Source organism: Stenotrophomonas sp. TWI169, assembly GCF_039674705.1.
In the GTDB taxonomy this organism is placed as follows: domain Bacteria; phylum Pseudomonadota; class Gammaproteobacteria; order Xanthomonadales; family Xanthomonadaceae; genus Stenotrophomonas; species Stenotrophomonas maltophilia_P.
Genome location: NZ_JBDJOB010000010.1, coordinates 1 through 15,485 on the forward strand (window position 1 = coordinate 1; position 15,485 = coordinate 15,485).

At 67.2% G+C, this 15,485-nt stretch carries 16 protein-coding genes; 3 read left to right on the forward strand and 13 right to left on the reverse strand.

Annotated features, from left to right (window positions below; all coding sequences use genetic code 11):
• Positions 1–433: 433 nt before the first annotated feature.
• From ABE543_RS09580 to ABE543_RS09605, 6 genes are all read right to left on the reverse strand, one after another.
• Positions 434–871 (reverse strand): hypothetical protein, encoded by a 438-nt coding sequence (locus tag ABE543_RS09580; protein ID WP_197572377.1) that lies wholly within the window; start codon positions 869–871, stop codon positions 434–436.
• Between the two features lie 11 nt (positions 872–882).
• Positions 883–1,086: a PspC domain-containing protein gene (locus ABE543_RS09585; protein WP_053517889.1), complete on the reverse strand. Its 204-nt coding sequence runs from the start codon at positions 1,084–1,086 to the stop codon at positions 883–885.
• Between the two features lie 64 nt (positions 1,087–1,150).
• On the reverse strand, positions 1,151–1,522 hold the full coding sequence (locus tag ABE543_RS09590; RefSeq protein ID WP_053517888.1) for a YfeK family protein: 372 nt from the start codon (positions 1,520–1,522) through the stop codon (positions 1,151–1,153).
• A 32-nt stretch (positions 1,523–1,554) separates the two neighbouring features.
• Positions 1,555–2,628 carry a class III poly(R)-hydroxyalkanoic acid synthase subunit PhaC gene (gene phaC / locus ABE543_RS09595; RefSeq protein ID WP_180877025.1) on the reverse strand — a complete coding sequence of 358 codons (1,074 nt, stop codon included), beginning with the start codon at positions 2,626–2,628 and terminating at the stop codon, positions 1,555–1,557.
• A gap of 3 nt (positions 2,629–2,631) precedes the next feature.
• The gene (gene phaE, locus ABE543_RS09600) at positions 2,632–3,723 is read right to left on the reverse strand and encodes a class III poly(R)-hydroxyalkanoic acid synthase subunit PhaE (protein WP_346475618.1); all 1,092 of its coding nucleotides are present in this window, start codon (positions 3,721–3,723) and stop codon (positions 2,632–2,634) included.
• Positions 3,724–3,745: 22 nt separating this feature from the next.
• On the reverse strand, positions 3,746–4,360 hold the full coding sequence (locus ABE543_RS09605) for a CDP-alcohol phosphatidyltransferase family protein (protein WP_053517884.1): 615 nt from the start codon (positions 4,358–4,360) through the stop codon (positions 3,746–3,748).
• Positions 4,361–4,703: 343 nt separating this feature from the next.
• On the opposite strand from ABE543_RS09605, the gene ABE543_RS09610 reads away from it, so the two are divergent.
• Positions 4,704–5,354: a class I SAM-dependent methyltransferase gene (locus tag ABE543_RS09610; RefSeq protein WP_053517883.1), complete on the forward strand. Its 651-nt coding sequence runs from the start codon at positions 4,704–4,706 to the stop codon at positions 5,352–5,354.
• A gap of 53 nt (positions 5,355–5,407) precedes the next feature.
• Here the strand turns inward: ABE543_RS09610 and ABE543_RS09615 are convergent, their stop codons facing one another.
• From ABE543_RS09615 to ABE543_RS09635, 5 genes are all read right to left on the reverse strand, one after another.
• Positions 5,408–6,769: an MATE family efflux transporter gene (locus ABE543_RS09615; protein ID WP_346475619.1), complete on the reverse strand. Its 1,362-nt coding sequence runs from the start codon at positions 6,767–6,769 to the stop codon at positions 5,408–5,410.
• A gap of 115 nt (positions 6,770–6,884) precedes the next feature.
• Complete coding sequence (locus ABE543_RS09620; RefSeq protein ID WP_111187038.1) at positions 6,885–7,517, reverse strand: DUF2239 family protein; 633 nt, start codon at positions 7,515–7,517, stop codon at positions 6,885–6,887.
• A 93-nt stretch (positions 7,518–7,610) separates the two neighbouring features.
• On the reverse strand, positions 7,611–8,099 hold the full coding sequence (locus ABE543_RS09625; protein ID WP_053517878.1) for an 8-oxo-dGTP diphosphatase: 489 nt from the start codon (positions 8,097–8,099) through the stop codon (positions 7,611–7,613).
• Positions 8,100–8,139: 40 nt separating this feature from the next.
• Positions 8,140–8,652, reverse strand: a complete 513-nt coding sequence (locus ABE543_RS09630; RefSeq protein ID WP_053517876.1) for a DUF1249 domain-containing protein — start codon at positions 8,650–8,652, stop codon at positions 8,140–8,142.
• Between the two features lie 177 nt (positions 8,653–8,829).
• The gene (locus ABE543_RS09635) at positions 8,830–9,651 is read right to left on the reverse strand and encodes a pyruvate, water dikinase regulatory protein (RefSeq protein WP_053517875.1); all 822 of its coding nucleotides are present in this window, start codon (positions 9,649–9,651) and stop codon (positions 8,830–8,832) included.
• 145 nt (positions 9,652–9,796) lie between these two features.
• Here ABE543_RS09635 and ppsA point away from each other — a divergent pair, with 145 nt between their 5' ends.
• Positions 9,797–12,175: a phosphoenolpyruvate synthase gene (gene ppsA / locus ABE543_RS09640; RefSeq protein ID WP_346475620.1), complete on the forward strand. Its 2,379-nt coding sequence runs from the start codon at positions 9,797–9,799 to the stop codon at positions 12,173–12,175.
• A 151-nt stretch (positions 12,176–12,326) separates the two neighbouring features.
• Positions 12,327–13,220 carry a mechanosensitive ion channel domain-containing protein gene (locus tag ABE543_RS09645; RefSeq protein WP_164153104.1) on the forward strand — a complete coding sequence of 298 codons (894 nt, stop codon included), beginning with the start codon at positions 12,327–12,329 and terminating at the stop codon, positions 13,218–13,220.
• Positions 13,221–13,325: 105 nt separating this feature from the next.
• Here the strand turns inward: ABE543_RS09645 and ABE543_RS09650 are convergent, their stop codons facing one another.
• Positions 13,326–14,441, reverse strand: coding sequence for an alkene reductase (locus ABE543_RS09650; RefSeq protein WP_346475621.1), 1,116 nt, complete (start codon positions 14,439–14,441; stop codon positions 13,326–13,328).
• Positions 14,442–14,611: 170 nt separating this feature from the next.
• Entirely contained in the window at positions 14,612–15,484 is an 873-nt protein-coding gene (locus tag ABE543_RS09655; protein ID WP_053517871.1) for an EcsC family protein, read from the reverse strand.
• Position 15,485: the final 1 nt, after the last annotated feature.

A 15,485-nucleotide genomic window follows, 5' to 3' on the forward strand; every position in this document is an offset into this window, starting at 1 on the left:
GTATTCCCGCCCACCGGGCCCCCCCCGGGGGGGGGGTTGTTTACGGTTTTGTTTGTTTTGGGCCGGGGGGGGGGGGGTGCGCGGGACACGCCGTAAACCCGTCCCTGGGGGCTCGATGGCGCCATCCATGGCGCCAACGGTCCTGCGAACCCACCCCGCCCGGCCCCTGACAGTTCTTCGGGCACGTTCACCCACGGAAAAGAAAAAGAAGATCGAAAGCAAAAGCAGCCTGGCCGGCTGCATTTTGTAGAGCCGAGCCCACGCTCGGCTGCTTTCAGGTCAGTCAACGAAGCCGAGCGCAGGCTCGGCTCTACAAGGGCGGTCGGGTTGGGGTCGCGGGGGTGTCCGCGGCATGGATGCCGCGGCCAAGCCCCCAGGGAACGGTTCACGGCGTCCATTGCCGCCCACGAGGGGCTGTGCCGTTGGCTGCAGACTACGGCCACCAGCCGTGCCCGAACCGGGCGTAATGATCCGCCGCCCGCTCGAACGGGTTGCGCGCACTCACCCCACCGCACAACAGGTACACCGGCAGGTACAACGGCCCCAGCACCATGTACTGGTAGACGTGCGCGCGCTCATGGTCGTCCAGCCGGATCAGCGGCTCCGCCCCCCACCCCGCCTGATGCGCATAGGTCCGGCACGGCATGGCCAGATCATGGCCGGTATGCAGGATCACGTTGCCCAGCGTGATCGCGCCGCCGGGCCCCCACGGCCAGCGATCGAACACCAGCGCGCACTCCCGACCGCTCCAGCGCACCGTCGCACCGCCCAGCAGCCCGGCCAGGCCTCCGACCAGGCCGATCAGCGAATTGGGGACGGTCCAGGCTGCACCCAGCACCTGCAAGGCACGCAGCCAGATCGGCCGGACCATGGCAGGACGGTTCAATCGGCCTCGTTGGGAATCAGCAGCCACAGGATCAGATAGACCAGGATGCCGGGAAATGCCGCCGATGCCAGCGACACCAGTACGAAGACCACCCGCAGCAGCGTGGAATTCCAGCCGAAGCGATGCGCGATGCCGCCCATCACCCCGGCTATCATCCGGTCGTTCAGCGAGCGCGACAACGTGCGGGGCGTGGTACTCATGGCGGATCCTCCTGGCAGTGCATAAAGCAGTCGAACAGGACTCGACTCTACACCGCCCCCCTGTCTACGGCGTGCGTTGGCGCAGCGCCTGCAGCCGGGCGCTGAACCATGCGGCCGACGCCTGCTCCGGTTGCCCGGGGCACTGGATGCGGTAGGCCTTGCCGCTCATGCTGCTCTGGGTGGCCGCGCGTTCGATGAACTGCTCGGCGCTGTCCACCAGGTCCTTCTTCAGCAGGTAGTCGTACTTGCGCTGCAGGTGCGCGCGCGCACTGCTGCCGTCGTACCAGCGGCCGTTGCGCTGGAAACGGCACTGGGAGCCGTCCAGGCTGGAGATCAGCTGCGCGATTTCGCCGCGCGCTACGGGGCCCGGGGCCGCAGGGGCCCATGCAGGGGTCAGCAGCAGCGCTGCAACCAGCAGTGATTTGTGCGACAGCATCCTTGGCTCCAGCCCGTCCAGAGCGCCTGAGACTAGCCCTTCCCGTCCCGGGCCTTCAACCAGCCATCAATCGTAGCTGGCACTTCGCGCTGCGCCCGTCCGGACACGTAGATTCCAATATGCCCCCCGCGGAAACTGGACTCGGTGTAGTCCTCCGTGCCCAGGCGCCCCCGCATCGCGCGCGACGCATCCGGTGGCACCAGATGGTCTTGCTCGGCATAGATGTTCAGCACGGGCAGGGTCACCTGCGACAGATCCACGGCTTCCTCGCCGATCCGCACCGTACCGTTCACCAGCGCGTTGTCCTGGTAGAACTGCTTGATGAAGTCGCGGAACGCCTCGCCCGCCAGATCCGGCGAGTCGAAGATCCATTTCTCCATGCGCAGGAAATCCTCCAGCGCGGCCTTGTCATCGAGGATGTCCAGCAGGCCCACGTACTTCTGCACGTTCAGGCGGAACGGCTTGAGCATCAGGTAACTGGCATTCATCAGGTCGGCCGGGATGTTGCCCAGCGTGTCCACCAGCAGGTCCACATCCACCTGCCGCGCCCAGTGCGAGAGCATGTTGTCGGCGGTGTGGAAATCAACGGGCGTCACCATGGTGATCAGCTTGCCCAGCTTCTGCCGGCGCAGCGCCGCATAGCACAGCGCGAACACACCGCCCTGGCAGATGCCGAGCAGGTCCACCGGGCCGCCGCTGCGCGCGCGCAGGGCATCCACCGCGCCCTCGATGTAGCGCAGCAGGTAGTCCTCCAGCGTCTGGAACCGTTCGGATCGATCCGGGTAGCCCCAGTCCAGCACGTACACGTCCTGCCCCAGTGCCAGCAGCTTCTGCACCAGCGAGCGATCGGCCTGCAGGTCAACCATGTAGGGGCGGTTGACCAGTGCGTAGACGATCAGCAGCGGCGTCCGCCGGATCGGTGCCTGTTCGCCGACGAAGCGATAGAGCACCACCTTGCCATCACGCCAGACTTCCTCGCGGGCGGTCACCCCGTAATCGACATCTTCCACCTGTGGCAGCAGCTTCAGCCCTTCCATCAGCTTGCGCTGCATGGCCAGGGTCTCCTGCATCAGGTCATCGGCATTGAAGCCCAGAGGTCCCTTCATCGGTCATGTTTTCCGCGAGGAAGTACGGGATGTCGCCTTCCTGGCTGGCGCACGCTTTGCAGCAGCCTTCTTGACTGCAGCCTTCTTGACTGCCGCCTTCGGCGTTGGCGCCGCCTTCTTCGCGGCCGCCCTGCGAGTGCCAGGCTTCACCCTGGCCGGGGCCGGCTGTGCGGCCGGATCCACCGTCGCCGTACCCGCCAGCACCGTCACCTGCGCCTGCAGGCGACGCAGGCTGCGCTCCAGCTCGGCAATGCGACGGTGCGCGGCATCCATTTCGGAACGGGTCGGCAGGCCGATCCGCTCGCTTACCTGCTCCACTTCGCGCTGCAACCCAGCGCGCAGGCGCATCTGTGCGTTGCCGAGGTCGGCATAGACCTGCTGGAACGGCTCGGACAGGGCCACCTTGGCGTAAGCCTCTTCGGCCGCCTCGATCCACAGGTCGAACATCGCACGCGCGCTGGTCAACTGGCTGCCGGGCTGCTCATGCTGGGCCAGCCGCTGCTCGAACAGCTCGAAGGCCTCGTCCAGCGCCTGCCGGATCTGTTCGACATAGGCGCGTGACTGCTGCTGGTAATCCTCCTGCGCGCGCAGCAGGGCCTGCCAGCGCGCCTGGTATTCACGGCCGGGACCGAAGGCGGGGCTCTGCAGCCACGGGCCCGCCTGCAGCTGCCATTGCTGCAGCCAGTTGGCGAACTCCGGCAACGAACCGCCGGCCTGGGTGCTGCCGCGCGCGCCCTGCAGCATCCATTGCAGCAGGCCATCCCCCTGGCCCTGCACTGCCTCGCGCCAGGCCTGTGCCACTTCTGCGCTGCTGGCGTCGCGTCCGGCGAAGCGGCTGGCGACCTCCTGCATCGTGCCGTACCAGCTGCCCGCCTGCTCGCGGAACCGGCGCACCGCGTCCTCCGGCGCTCCCGGCCCCTGCTCGGGCAGCATCTGGCTCCAGCCGTCAAACAGTCGCTGCCAGTTGCCGGCATCGCCGCTGCCCGGCGCACCGGCGGCGGAGGCATGGCGCAGGGCATCGCCCCAAGCCCCGAAATACTGCCGGGCCAGAGTCTCGAAATCGCTGCTGCCGGCGTCATGGGCCGAACTGGTCATCGCAGGCCTCCGCAGGATGCCGTCATGGCTTGGGAATACGCAGGGTCTTGCTGATCATCAGCGACCCGGACAGGGCGAACAGCAGCACCATCGGATGCAACTGCCACGGACCCAGCTGCCATTGGCCAAGCCAGATGTCCGGGCCGATCGCGTCGGTACCCGCCGCGATCGCCAGCACGATCACCAGCACCAGGCTGGTCGGGATCGGGGTGCCCTCGAAAAACTTCACCTTGCCCTCGTCGCCGGCCAGCGCCTCGGCAGTCACGTTGTAGCGGGCCAGACGGCTGACGCCACAGCAGACGAAGTAGCTCAGCACCAGCCAGTCCCACCCGCCCTGCATGCCACAGGCATAGGCCAGCGCGGCCGGGGCCACGCCGAAGGAGATCACGTCGGACAGCGAATCCAGCTCGCGGCCCAGCGTCGAACTGGATTTGCGCCAGCGCGCGATGCGGCCGTCCAGCGCGTCGAAGATGAAGGCCAGCGGGATCAACGCCATGCCGAACAGCAGGTAGCCACGCTCGCCATCCTGCAGGAAGCGCATGGCGGCGAACACCGCGCCGGTGCCGCAGAAGGCGTTGGCCAGGGTGAACCAGTCCGCCAGCTGGAACTCGCGCAGCATCGAGAAGTGACGTTTCATGAAGTCTCACGGGGCATCAAGGGCCACAGGTTACCGCGAGCGCAGCCGCTGGCGACAGCACGGCCCGCGTTCCCCCTTCACCGGTCGCTCACGCATCGTCACCAGCGGTGAATTTTTCGCCACCCATCTTGACAGCCTAGGGGGGTGGCGCCTGTCGAGGCTTATCCACAAAGTTGCCCACGCGTAATCCACACCCCCTGTGGACAACCCGTTCTCACCGACTGCGACGGTGGACATTTGCTCATCACTTCTGGCGGGGTTTCCGCCCTTCCCAAGCCGGCTCTCTGGCGCTATGGTCAGCGGCGGACCCGCCGTCGCCACGTCCTGATCCCCTCACCGGACGATGCCGATGCTGGACGCAGCCACCCTGGCCGCTCAACTGCGGATGCCCCATGGCGACCACGCCCTGGACGTGGCCGACGCGATGAACCGCAGCAATGGCGGGCTCAACCAGGCCGCCATCCGCCTGCTCGCGACCGCTGCAGGCGAGAGCGTGCTGGAAATCGGCCCGGGCAATGGCGCGTTCGCGCCCCTGCTGCTGCAAGCGGCCAACAGCCGCTACCTCGGTATCGAACTGTCCACCGCCATGGTTGCGGCCGGCAACCAGCGACTGGCCTCGACCGGCCTGGGTGATCGCGCGGAACTGCGCCATGGCGACGCCCACGCCCTGCCCGTCACCGATGCCTGCATGGACGCGGCGCTGAGCGTAAACACCCTCTACTTCTGGCCGAACCTGGCGCCGGTGCTGGACGAACTGGCGCGGGTGCTGCGCCCTGGCGGCCGCCTGTGCCTGGCGTTCGGCGATGCCACTTTCATGCGCGGTCTGCCGTTTGCCTCGACCTTCCACCTGCACGAACTGGAGGCGGTGGAACGCGCGCTGCGGATCTCGGGCTTCCGTGTTTCGGCCTGGCGGGCACACCGTGAAACCGCGGAAGGCAACGATGGCCAGCAGCGCGAGAAGCACTTCCATCTGCTGCTGGCGCACCGGCAGTGATCGTTTTCCGTCGGGGATGGCCCGGCGAGCGCAGCCGCCAGGCGCCCAGGCGCTCAGCCGGCAATCCGGCGCCGCCAACCGGCGAAGCAGAACAGCTGCAGCACCAGCATCATCACCAGTCCCAGCGGCCAGGCCCACCACAGTCCCGCCAGGCCATGCCGCGCATGCAGCCAGGCCGCCAGCGGCAGTTCCAGCAGCACGATGGCCGCCATTCCGAGCAGCGCCGGCCACACGACCGTGCCGCTGCCGCGCATCACGCCCACCAGCACCGAGGCGCCGCCCATTGCCAGCACGCCCCAGGCCACCGTGCGCAGCTGCTCTGTCGCCAGCGCGCGTACGTCCGGTGCGTCCAGGATCAGGCCGACCAGCCACGGTGCCGACAGCATCACCAGCCCCACCACCGCAGCCAGCAGCCCGCCCCCCAGCCACGCACCGGTGCGGGCGATCGCAGGCAGCCGCGCCACGCGCCCTGCGCCCATCGCGTGCGCAGCCAGTACAGTGGCGGTGATGCCCAGCGACATCGCCGGCAGCTGCACCCAGCTCATCAGCTGGTTGACCGCGCCATAGGCGGCGGTCGCCAGGTAACCGTGCCGGTTGATCCAGCCCAGCAGTACGATTTCGGCAACGGCCAGGCTGAGCATCTGCAGCGACGACGGCACCCCGATCCGCAACATTGATCGCGCCGTGCCCGCATCCACGCGCACCGCACGCAGCAGATCACGATCGGGTGCCAGCGGATGCCCCTGTCGGCGCCAGCGCCACGACAGCCAGGCCAACGCCAGCGTGGAAGCCAGCACCGCGGAGAATGCGGCGCTGGCTGCTCCCATCCTCGGCAGGCCTGCAGCACCGACGATCAGCAAGGGTGTACACAGCAGGCCGATCAAGGTGGCGATCAGCAACGCGTGCAGCGGCGAAATCGCATCGCCCACCGCGCGGCTGACCGACGTTGCCAGCCAGAGCAGGAAGATCACCGGCACGCCGCTCAGCATGATGCGCGCGTAGGCGATGGCCTCACCCAGGATCGGCGCCGGTGTGCCGAGCGCCTGCAGCAGCTGCGGTGCGAACAGGATGCCGACCACCATCACCAGCAACGACACCGCCAGCATCAGCGCGACCGCCGTTCCGGCGACCCGTCGCACCCGAACCACATCACCGCAGCCCCACGCCTGCCCGATCAGCACCGTGGCGCCCGTAGCCAGGCCCATTGCCAGGGCCAGCAACAGGAAGAACATCGGAAACACCGCTGCCGCTGCGGCCACCGCATGTGCACCGAGCAGGTGGCCGAGGTAGATGTTGTCGAGCGTCCCGGAGGCCAGCTGCAGGGCGTTGGTCAACAGCATCGGCAGCAACAACCCGAGATAGGCGCGCCACAGGGGGGGCGACACAGGCGCTGCGGACAGTGATGGGGGATTCATGGGCATTCCATGGGCAAAGCGTTGCCCTGCCCGGCCAAGGGGCCAGCAGGAGACGCAGGTGGGAGGAGTAACGGCCCGCGGTCAGCGCGGCCGCTTGCATGTGCGGGGCGGCAGGTCAGTCGTCGGTGCTGCCGGCAGGTTCGTCGAAGGCCAGACGCAAAGCGTGGCTGCGTACGTCGACAGGCCAGCTTTCCAGCACAGCCTGCAGGCGCGCGCGGTCGTGCGCGAACAGCGCACGCGTGGCTTCCTCGAAGCCGGGCAGATCGCCGCCGATGGTCTGCAGGAAGTGATACGCGCGCTCGGCGTTGCGGCGCTGCCGGTCCAGATCGGCACCGGCCCGGCTGGCCGCTTCCACCAGCCGCCGCAGCGCTACCGAGGCGCCGCCCGGCTGTCCGGCCAACCAGGTCCAATGACGCGGCAGCAGCGTGACCTCGCGCGCGACCACACCCAGTTTCGGTCGCCCGCGCCCGCGCGCCACCACCGGCTCATCGGTGGCCGCCGTCTGCACATCGGCGTCCGCGCGTGATGCCGGGAAGGCCTGGGCGATACGCACCAGCAGCTGCGCGACGCTGCCACGCGTGTCGAAATCCCGGGTCAGGCCGGTGGCGTTGTCGAACACCAGCAGCGGGCCGGCAGCCGCATCGGCACGCAGCTGCCTGAGCGCCAGCGCGGCGACGTCCGGCGTACCGGAAGCGACAAGTCGATGACCGTCGAAGCAGCTGAACGGCGGAAGGGGAGCATTGGACATGGCACGGGCACCGGGGCGATGCGGAAATATTACCCGGGCAATTTTATGGCGTCAATATCACCCGGGTATTAATCCGCACTGCCTCGACGCGGCTCACAGCCGGCTGAACGACCAGCTCTGCATGCGTCCGTCCTTGTACGGCATCACCCCGTGGAATGGACGCGGATCCGCATCGAACACCAGCGGCAGGAAATTGCGGTCGCCCTCCCACATCGGCAGCGTGTCGAGCTTGTCCAGGTCAACCCACTCCAGCGTGCCCTCATGGTTGCCGCCATGCGGGCTGCCTTCAAAGCCGTCGATCACGAATACGAACCCGAACCAGTCCTCACCGTGCTTGCCGAAACCCGGCCAGCTGATGGTGCCGCGCAGACGCATCGAGGTACACGCGATGCCAGCCTCCTCTGCGATTTCGCGGCGCATGCCGGCTGCGACGTCCTCGCTCGGCTCGATCTTGCCCCCCAGGCCGTTGTACTTGCCCAGATGGTGGTCGCCGGGGCGGGTATTGCGATGGATCATCAGCACCTGGCGCCCGTCGGGCGAAAGCACATAGCCCAGGGTGGCGACGATCGGGGTATACGGCATGGCGGCATCCGGCGGCAGGTCAGCCCCGGATTATGGCCGATCAGCGCACCAGCGACAGGCGACGCTCGCCATCGGCTGCCGCGCTGCCGTCCGGATCGCGACGCAGGGTGGCCACGCCATGGCCACGCTCGGCCAGGTATTCCAGCCACTTGCCGAGGAAGGTGTTCATCCGCATGCGGTGGCTGATCAGTTCGGCCGGCGGCGGATACAGCCCCATGGTGTCCTGCCAGCGGCGGCCGACGTAGCAATGGGTGGTTTCAGCCTGGCGTGCGTCGCGGTACAGGCGCACATAGGCCGACGGGTCCGGCTCGCCGGTCACCGGGTCGGCCAGGTCGTAGGTCAGGCGCAGTTCGACGGTGTAGCGATGGCACTCGATCACGTCCAGGCGCACATCCAGACCATCACCCACCGAAGAGATGTAGCTGCCCGCAACCAGCTCGGCCGGTGCGAACAGGCGCACCAGGTGCCGGTAGTTTTCCGCATACAGGCCCATGAGCCAGCTCAGCCGGCTCAGGCGGGGAATGCGTTCGGTGCGGGGCAAGGCTCGGGCCATGGGTCGATCCTACACGTTGGTGGTTCAACGTGGGGGCGGTTCAAGCCGCAGCCAACCCACCGGCCGCGATCGTCCGTGTGCATCCACGCGCTGACAGGTAGCGCTGGGCCAGGCCCGGCGAGCGCGCAGCGCAGCCATCCAGCGTGGCCCGGCATCGCCGGCGCCGCCGGGAGAGGATCAGTACATTTCGCGCTGCAGCCCCAGCGTGCCCAGCACCTTGCTGGAGATTTCCTCGATGGAGGTGTGCGTGGTGCTCAGGGTCGGAATCCTCTCCATGCGGAACATGGTCTCGGCCGCCGCCACTTCGCGCCGGCAGGTTTCCAGATTGGCGTAGCGTGAGTTCGGCCGGCGCTCCTGGCGGATCTGCTGCAGCCTGTCCGGGTCGATGGTCAGGCCGAACAGCTTCCGCCGGTAGTTGCGCAGCCGCGCAGGCAGGCGGTCGCTTTCCAGGTCTTCATCGGTCAGCGGGTAGTTGGCTGCGCGCACCCCGTAGTGCAGGGCCAGGTAGATGCAGGTCGGGGTCTTGCCGGCCCGCGACACCGCCACCAGGATCACGTCGGCATCGTCGTAGTTCACCGCGATGCCGTCGTCGTGGGTCAAGGCGAAGTTCATCGCATTGATGCGGCGGTGGTAGGTGTCGAAATCGACCATGCCGTGGGCCTGGCCGACCCGGGCCAAGCGCGGGCTGGACAGTTCCCGCTCCAGCGGCTCGATGAACGGCGCGAACACGTCCAGCATCAGCGCCCCGCTGTCTGCCAGGATCAGGCTCAGGCTCTGGTCCACGCAGGAGTTCACCACGATCGGCCGGACCTGGTAGCGCTCCCCCGCCGCCTGGATCCGGGCACAGGCTTCACGGGCCTTTTCGGGGTCATCGACGAACGACATGCGATCGGTAATGAAGCTGAACCCGGAGAACTGGGTCAGCAGGCTATGTCCAATGGTTTCAGCGGTGATACCGGTTCCATCGGAAACATAGAACACCGGGCGGATGGTCGACATGCGCGCTTTTACCCCCTACGAAGCCTAAAAAGGCCGCCAGCACAAGCTTGTGCCGACGGTACTCTGCCCGGCATCATATCGGCTTCTTCCTACGGACGCGGCCATTACAGCCCGCCTCGGGCGATGGCCAAACGGAGCATCGCGCTTGAACGAGAACATCCTGTGGTTGCACGAACTGCGTCTGGCCGACCTGGCCCGCGTAGGCGGCAAGAATTCGTCGCTGGGCGAGATGATCGGCAATCTGGCCGGTCTGGGCGTGTCGGTGCCAGGCGGTTATGCCACCACCGCTGAAGCCTTCAAGGACTTCATCGCGCACAACGATCTGTCCAAGCGCATCTTTGACAAGCTGGCCACGCTGGACGTCGAGGACGTTACCGCGCTGACCGCGGCCGGCAAGGAAATCCGTGGCTGGGTCATCGACGCTCCGCTGCAGCCGCAGCTGGACCAGGACATCCGGACCGCGTACGCCAAGCTGAGCGCCGAGAACGGCGGCGGCGACGTGGCCGTGGCGGTGCGCTCTTCGGCCACCGCCGAAGATCTGCCCGACGCCTCGTTCGCCGGCCAGCAGGAAACCTTCCTCAACGTCACCGGTGCCGACGATGTCGTGCACAAGGTCAAGGAAGTGTTCGCTTCGCTGTACAACGACCGCGCCATCGCCTACCGCGTACACCACGGCTTCAAGCATGAGGACGTGTTCCTGTCCGCCGGCGTGCAGCTGATGGTGCGCTCGGGCGTGGGTTCCTCCGGCGTGCTGTTCACCCTGGATACCGAATCGGGCTTCCGCGACGTGGTGTTCGTCACCTCGTCCTTCGGCCTGGGCGAAATGGTCGTGCAGGGCGCGGTCAACCCGGACGAGTACTACGTCTACAAGCCCACCCTGCAGGCCGGCAAGCCGGCGATCCTGCGCCGCTCGCTCGGCAGCAAGGCGATCCGCATGGTGTACTCGGACGTTCCCGGCGAGCGCGTCAGGATCGAGGACACTCCGGCCGAACTGCGCAACACCTTCTCGATCAGCGACGAGGACGTGCAGGAACTGGCCAAGCAGGCGCTGGTGATCGAAAAGCACTACGGCCGCCCGATGGATATCGAGTGGGCCAAGGACGGTGTCAGCGGCAAGCTGTTCATCGTGCAGGCGCGCCCGGAGACGGTGAAGTCGCGCAGCCACGCCACCCAGATCGAGCGCTTCGCGCTGACCGAGAAGGGCGGTAACGTGTTGGCCGAAGGCCGTGCCGTGGGCGCCAAGATCGGTTCGGGCGTGGCCCGCGTGGTGAAGACGCTGGACGACATGAACCGCGTGCAGCCGGGCGACGTGCTGATTGCCGACATGACCGATCCCGATTGGGAACCGGTGATGAAGCGCGCTTCGGCCATCGTCACCAACCGCGGTGGCCGTACCTGCCACGCCGCGATCATCGCTCGCGAGCTGGGCGTACCGGCCGTGGTCGGCTCGGGCAACGCCACCAAGGTCATCGAAGACGGCCAGCTGGTCACCGTCAGCTGCGCTGAAGGCGATACCGGCTTCATCTACGAAGGCAAGCTCGGCTTTGAGCGCACCACCACCGATCTGGGCAACATGCCGCCGGCTCCGCTGAAGATCATGATGAACGTGGCCAACCCGGAACGTGCCTTCGACTTCGGCCAGCTGCCGAACGCCGGCATCGGCCTGGCGCGCCTGGAAATGATCATCGCCAGCCACATCGGCATCCATCCGAACGCGCTGCTGGAGTACGACCGCCAGGACGCGGCAACGAAGAAGAAGATCGACGAGAAGATCGCCGGCTATGGCGACCCGGTCAGCTTCTACGTGGACCGCCTGGCCGAGGGCATCGCCACCCTCACCGCGTCGGTCGCGCCGAACCCGGTGATCGTGCGTCTGTCGGACTTCAAGTCCAACGAGTACGCCAACCTGATCGGCGGCAGCAACTACGAGCCGCACGAAGAGAACCCGATGATCGGCTTCCGCGGCGCCAGCCGTTATGTCGATCCGAGCTTCTCGGCTGCCTTCGCGCTGGAGTGCAAGGCCGTACTGCGCGTGCGCAACGAAATGGGCCTGGACAACCTCTGGGTCATGATTCCGTTCGTGCGCACGCTGGAAGAAGGCCGCAAGGTGGTGGAAGTCCTCGCCCAGAACGGCCTGAAGCAGGGCGAGAACGGCCTGAAGATCATCATGATGTGCGAAGTGCCGTCCAACGCACTGCTCGCCGATGAGTTCCTGGAAATCTTCGACGGCTTCTCGATCGGCTCCAACGACCTGACCCAGCTCAGCCTGGGCCTGGACCGCGACTCGTCGATCGTCGCCCACCTGTTCGACGAACGTAACCCGGCCGTCAAGAAACTGCTGTCGATGGCGATCAAGTCGGCACGGGCCAAGGGCAAGTACGTCGGCATCTGTGGCCAAGGCCCGTCCGATCACCCGGACCTGGCCGAATGGCTGATGCAGGAAGGCATTGAATCGGTGTCGCTGAACCCGGACACCGTGGTCGATACCTGGCTGCGCCTGGCCAAGCTGAAGGCCAGCGCATGATGCGTTGAAGGCTGCAGGCTGACGTCGTTTTCATCGACGTCCGCCCATACTGCTGCTGCATGCAAGCCCCGCCTCTGCGGGGCTTGCTGTTTCTGGCGTGCGCGCACGCCCTGCCCTAGGCAGCCCACTTCCGCAGCAGAGGACCACCCGCATGATCGCCGCCGCACCCGCTACGCCCGCCACGTCCTCCTGGTTCCACACCTTGAACTGGGAGCGACTGCTGGAAACCTATGGCGTGCCACTGCTGGCCGCCATCGTGGTGCTGCTGGTCGGCCTGTGGGTGGCACGCCGCCTGTCCAACGCGATGCCGCGCGCGACCGCGCGCATGGGCGTGGACCCGATGCTGGGCAGTTTCCTGCGCAACGTGGTCTACGCCGCATCGCTGGTGATCGTGGTGGTGCTGGCCATCGGCACGCTGGGCGTGCAGATCACCCCGCTGCTGGCCGTGCTCGGTACCGCAGGCCTGGCCGTCGGCCTGGCGCTGAAGGATTCGCTGTCCAACATCGCTTCAGGCGTGATGCTGGTGACCCTGCGCCCGTTCCGCGTGGGCGATGTGGTGACGGTCGCCGGCCAGACCGGCACGGTACGCGAAGTGCGCATTTTCCAGACCGTCATCACCGGCGCTGACAACCAGCACACCACCATTCCGAACACCCTGATCACCGCGGCGCCGATCATCAACCTCACGGCCGAACCGACCCGTCGCGTCGAGCTGGTGGTCGGCATCGGCTACGACGACGACATCCAGTTGGCGCGCGATACCGCCCTCGCGCTGATGAAGGCCGACCCGCGCGTACTTCAGACGCCGGTGCCGGACGTAGTGGTCTACGAGCTGGGCGCGCACGCGATCAATCTGGGCATCCGCTGCTATGTGAAGTCGGCCGACTGGTTCGGCACGAAGGTGACGCTGCTCGAGCAGATCAAGCTGGGCTATGACAAGGCTGGCATCAACATTCCTTACCCGCAGCAGGACATGCATCTGTACCTGCACGGCAAGGACGGTGGCGTGGTCGAGGCCGACGCGCTGGTGCGCGACACGCCCTGACCGCTGCGCCTCATCCCGCGCTGCGCGCTCGCCGGGCATGGCCCGGCGCTACCTGCTCAAACGGTCGGCACGGGTAGCGCCGGGCCATGCCCGGCGGATGCGGAATCAGGCAGCGACGCTCTTTTCCAGCGTCGGGTAATCGGTGAAGCCCACCACCCCGCCTCCGAAGAACGTCGCGCGGTCCGGCAGGTTCAGTTCCGAACCTTGGCGCAGCCGCTCCGGCAGGTCCGGGTTGGCGATGAAGGGCCGGCCGAAACCAATCAGGTCGGCCCAGCCTTCGGCCAGTGCCTGCTCGGCGCGCTCGGCGGTGTACTTGCCGGCGTAGATCAGTGTTCCCGGATAGACCATGCGCAGCGCCTGCTTGAACGCCAGCGGCATCGGTGGTGCGTCGTCCCAGTCGGCTTCGGCGATGTGCAGGTAGCCCACGCCCAGCCCACCCAGCAGATGCGCGGCCGCCAGATAGGTGGCCTGCGGCGTATCGTCCACCGCCCCCTGCAGCGTGGTCAGCGGCGCCAGGCGCACCCCCACCCGGTCGCCGCCCGCCACCTCGACCACCGCCCGCGTCACCTCACGCAGGAAGCGCAGCCGGTTCTGCAGCGCGCCACCATAGCCATCGGTGCGCTGGTTGGCCTGCGAATCGATGAACTGGTTGATGAGATAGCCATTGGCCCCATGCAGCTCGACCCCGTCGAAGCCCGCCGCCAGTGCATTGCGTGCCGCCCGTGCGTAGTCCTCGACGATGCCAGGAATCTCGTCCTCGCGCAGGGCGCGCGGCATCGAGTGCTGGATCATCTCGCCGACGCCGGCCTCCGGGCCGGCACCGGTCGGGTCAACGAACACCTTCACGCCTTCGGCCAGCAGTGCCGACGACGACACCGGCGCCTCACCGTTCGGCTGCAGGGCAACATGCGAAACGCGGCCCACGTGCCACAGCTGCGCATAGATGCGTCCGCCCGCCGCGTGTACCGCATCGGTGACCTGGCGCCAGCCCTGTACCTGTTGCGGACTGTGGATGCCCGGCGTCCAGGCATAGCCCTGGCCCTGCGGGCTGATCTGGGTGCCTTCGCTGATGATCAGGCCGGCGCCGGCACGTTGCGCGTAGTACGCTGCCATTTCGGCGGTGGCAACATTGCCATGGGCCGCACGCGAACGGGTCATCGGCGGCATCACGATGCGGTTGGGCAGGGTCAGTGCGCCCAGGCGGTGGGGAGTGAACAGCATGTCGGCCATCTCTTGCGGGGGAGTGCCGCAAAGAATGGGGATGGCGCCCGCCGGGCAACAGGCACGGACTGGCAAAACAGTTGTTCCGCCGGGGCAATGATAGGCTCGCCCGAGGTCTCGCCCGGGGTCAGATCCCATTGCACGGCAAAGGGATCTGACCCCGACACCGGTTACAGCGTCGGCTCGATCAGGGCGCCGCCATGCGCCACGCGGTCATAGCAGGTGCGCACTACATCCTCACCGTACTTGCGCTCCAGCCGGCGCACGATGAAATGCCCGCGTGCCATGTCCTGGTAGTAGTCGGTGAACATGGTGTTGAGCGTGGCGCCGGCGGCAGCACCCACGATGGGGACCGCCTGCGCGGCGAACTTCTCGGTCACCACCACACCGAAACGCGCGGCGACCTTCTCCACCAGCTTGGCCAACAGCTTGCCGGCCTCCTTCGGGGCCACGCCCAGGGTGAGGTCGCGGCCGGTCACCACGCGGCCGGCCAGCTCGGCCGACAGGTGGCGCATCACATCGGTGGTGAAGCCGCGGGCCAGGTAGTAGCCCGTCTCGCTGGCGTCGTCGCGCGGCGAATTGCCGCCCAGCGCGAACACCTCCAGACAGGCCTGGCGGGTGCTGAACTCGGACAGGTCGAAGCCTTCGCTGCGCGCCACATCGGCCACGGCGCGCATCATGATGGTGGTCGACACCGGCAGTTCGATGAACAACGCGGCAAAACCGAAGGCACCGCCGACCGCGCCGGACGTTGCGGCAGCCACCTTGTGCCAGCGGGTGGATGCGCCCTTGCCGGGTGAATTGTCCATGCTCCACAGCGCCGCCTGCGCGGATTTCGACAGCGCCGCCTGCACCGCGCCGTGGATGCGGCTGGACACCGACGTCGGCAGGGCCTTCACTGCGAACTCCAGCGGCGTGCCGACCAGGTTGGCCATGCGCGCGGTCAGGGTCGGCGCCTCCAGCAGTGCCACCGCCCGCTGCAGGTCGGACCAGTCGCGGGCGTCGTGGGCGATATCGCGCGGCAGCAGGATCGGCTCGTTCATG

Bases quoted from the DNA above. Each gene is read 5' to 3' on its own strand.
- ABE543_RS09635 (WP_053517875.1), bottom strand. From the start codon at position 9,651: ATGTCGACCATCCGCCCGGTGTTCTATGTTTCCGATGGAACCGGTATC.
- ABE543_RS09580 (WP_197572377.1), bottom strand. From the start codon at position 871: ATGGTCCGGCCGATCTGGCTGCGTGCCTTGCAGGTGCTGGGTGCAGCC.
- ABE543_RS09655 (WP_053517871.1), bottom strand. From the start codon at position 15,484: ATGAACGAGCCGATCCTGCTGCCGCGCGATATCGCCCACGACGCCCGC.
- ABE543_RS09590 (WP_053517888.1), bottom strand. From the start codon at position 1,522: ATGCTGTCGCACAAATCACTGCTGGTTGCAGCGCTGCTGCTGACCCCT.
- ABE543_RS09650 (WP_346475621.1), bottom strand. From the start codon at position 14,441: ATGCTGTTCACTCCCCACCGCCTGGGCGCACTGACCCTGCCCAACCGC.
- ABE543_RS09645 (WP_164153104.1), top strand. From the start codon at position 12,327: ATGATCGCCGCCGCACCCGCTACGCCCGCCACGTCCTCCTGGTTCCAC.
- ABE543_RS09610 (WP_053517883.1), top strand. From the start codon at position 4,704: ATGCCGATGCTGGACGCAGCCACCCTGGCCGCTCAACTGCGGATGCCC.
- phaC (WP_180877025.1), bottom strand. From the start codon at position 2,628: ATGAAGGGACCTCTGGGCTTCAATGCCGATGACCTGATGCAGGAGACC.
- ABE543_RS09630 (WP_053517876.1), bottom strand. From the start codon at position 8,652: ATGGCCCGAGCCTTGCCCCGCACCGAACGCATTCCCCGCCTGAGCCGG.
- ABE543_RS09620 (WP_111187038.1), bottom strand. From the start codon at position 7,517: ATGTCCAATGCTCCCCTTCCGCCGTTCAGCTGCTTCGACGGTCATCGA.
- ABE543_RS09625 (WP_053517878.1), bottom strand. From the start codon at position 8,099: ATGCCGTATACCCCGATCGTCGCCACCCTGGGCTATGTGCTTTCGCCC.
- ABE543_RS09585 (WP_053517889.1), bottom strand. From the start codon at position 1,086: ATGAGTACCACGCCCCGCACGTTGTCGCGCTCGCTGAACGACCGGATG.
- ABE543_RS09615 (WP_346475619.1), bottom strand. From the start codon at position 6,769: ATGAATCCCCCATCACTGTCCGCAGCGCCTGTGTCGCCCCCCCTGTGG.
- phaE (WP_346475618.1), bottom strand. From the start codon at position 3,723: ATGACCAGTTCGGCCCATGACGCCGGCAGCAGCGATTTCGAGACTCTG.
- ABE543_RS09605 (WP_053517884.1), bottom strand. From the start codon at position 4,360: ATGAAACGTCACTTCTCGATGCTGCGCGAGTTCCAGCTGGCGGACTGG.